Source organism: Dialister sp. (assembly GCF_036343215.1).
GTDB lineage: Bacteria > Bacillota > Negativicutes > Veillonellales > Dialisteraceae > Dialister.
Genome location: NZ_JAZASU010000216.1, coordinates 1 through 1,206, shown reverse-complemented (window position 1 = coordinate 1,206; position 1,206 = coordinate 1). Strand labels below are relative to the sequence as shown.

1 protein-coding gene is annotated in these 1,206 nt (G+C 45.4%); it reads left to right on the top strand.

The window, feature by feature from the left end:
- Positions 1–291: 291 nt before the first annotated feature.
- Positions 292–867 (top strand): nitroreductase family protein, encoded by a 576-nt coding sequence (locus VZT47_RS10530; protein ID WP_330224908.1) that lies wholly within the window; start codon positions 292–294, stop codon positions 865–867.
- Positions 868–1,206 lie beyond the last annotated feature (339 nt).

Sequence of the window (1,206 nt, the reverse complement as noted above, 5' to 3'; positions counted from 1 at the left end):
ATTTCCAATGAAAACTGTGTATAAAAATGGCCCGCCATCTCATTTGATGCGGGCCTCCTCCACTGAGAACTATGAACTGAGAACTGATTACTTTATAAAATTCAGTCATTCAACATGTTGTGTAATTATTGTACAGCCCCTATCCTTCCTGATTGCCCCGATACTCCCGATTCAAAAGTTGATTGTATGACAGTTTCCTTTACTGATGATACATATTTCCAGCTTTTTCCCCATGACAATTTCCCCTCATTGCCTTATGATATAAATAATGAAAAATGAAGGAGGCCCATTATGGATTTCAATGAACTTTCTGTCAAATGCCGTACATATCGTAAATTCACGCAGGAGAAGATTCCTGAGGAAATCCTCATGGAACTTATGGAAAATGCGCGGATTGTTTCTTCTGCCATGAACGGACAGGTGCTCCGTTATATGCTGGTGAGGGACCCTGAACTGGTGGCAAAAATGCAGCCCATGATCCACTGGGCCGCTGCTCTTCCAAAAGAACTGGGCACACCGAAACCGGGTGAACAGCCGACCGCTTTCATCCTGGTCTGCAAGGAAGGAAGGGGCAATCCCTGGGCCGATATCGATGTGGGGATTTCCGTCAGAAATATCGTTTTGAATGCCATGAGTCATGGAATCGGGACAGCCATTCTGGGAGCCGTGGAATTTCCAAAGGTAACGGAACTTCTGCAGACTCCGGAAAACTGGACACCGAGACTCCTCATCGCCCTGGGCTATCCGGGTGTGGAAAGCCGAATCGTGGATGTACCGGAAAGCGGAAGCATCAAGTATTATCTGGATGAAAATAAAAACTACTGCGTACCGAAGAGGAAACTGGAAGATATCCTGGTGGTGAAATAAGAAAAACGTCGGAATGGATAGAGTTCATTCCGACGTTTTTGATTGGGGAAATCGTGGTACGTGGTCCGTGGTTCGTGGTCCGTGAAGGTGGGCGCCTTGAAGTATTATGGGCGCCCATTTTTATATGGGAGCTTAAGGTGTAGAAGCTTTAGAATCGGGGATGATCGGGAATCTCGGGGATGGTTGGGGCTGCCGGGAAGGATAGGGGGTGTACAAAAATAAAAATCATTATTTAAAAACTTTAGGGGAAATAGTTATCAGTTATTAGTTATCAGTTCGCAGTTATGGTGGCCGCCTTTTTATAGGGGAGGCGGCCCTTTTATATAAGGATTTAAACAT

What these genes read in the sequence shown, in the direction of transcription:
- VZT47_RS10530 (WP_330224908.1), top strand. Translation starts at nt 292, where the DNA reads ATGGATTTCAATGAACTTTCTGTCAAATGCCGTACATATCGTAAATTC.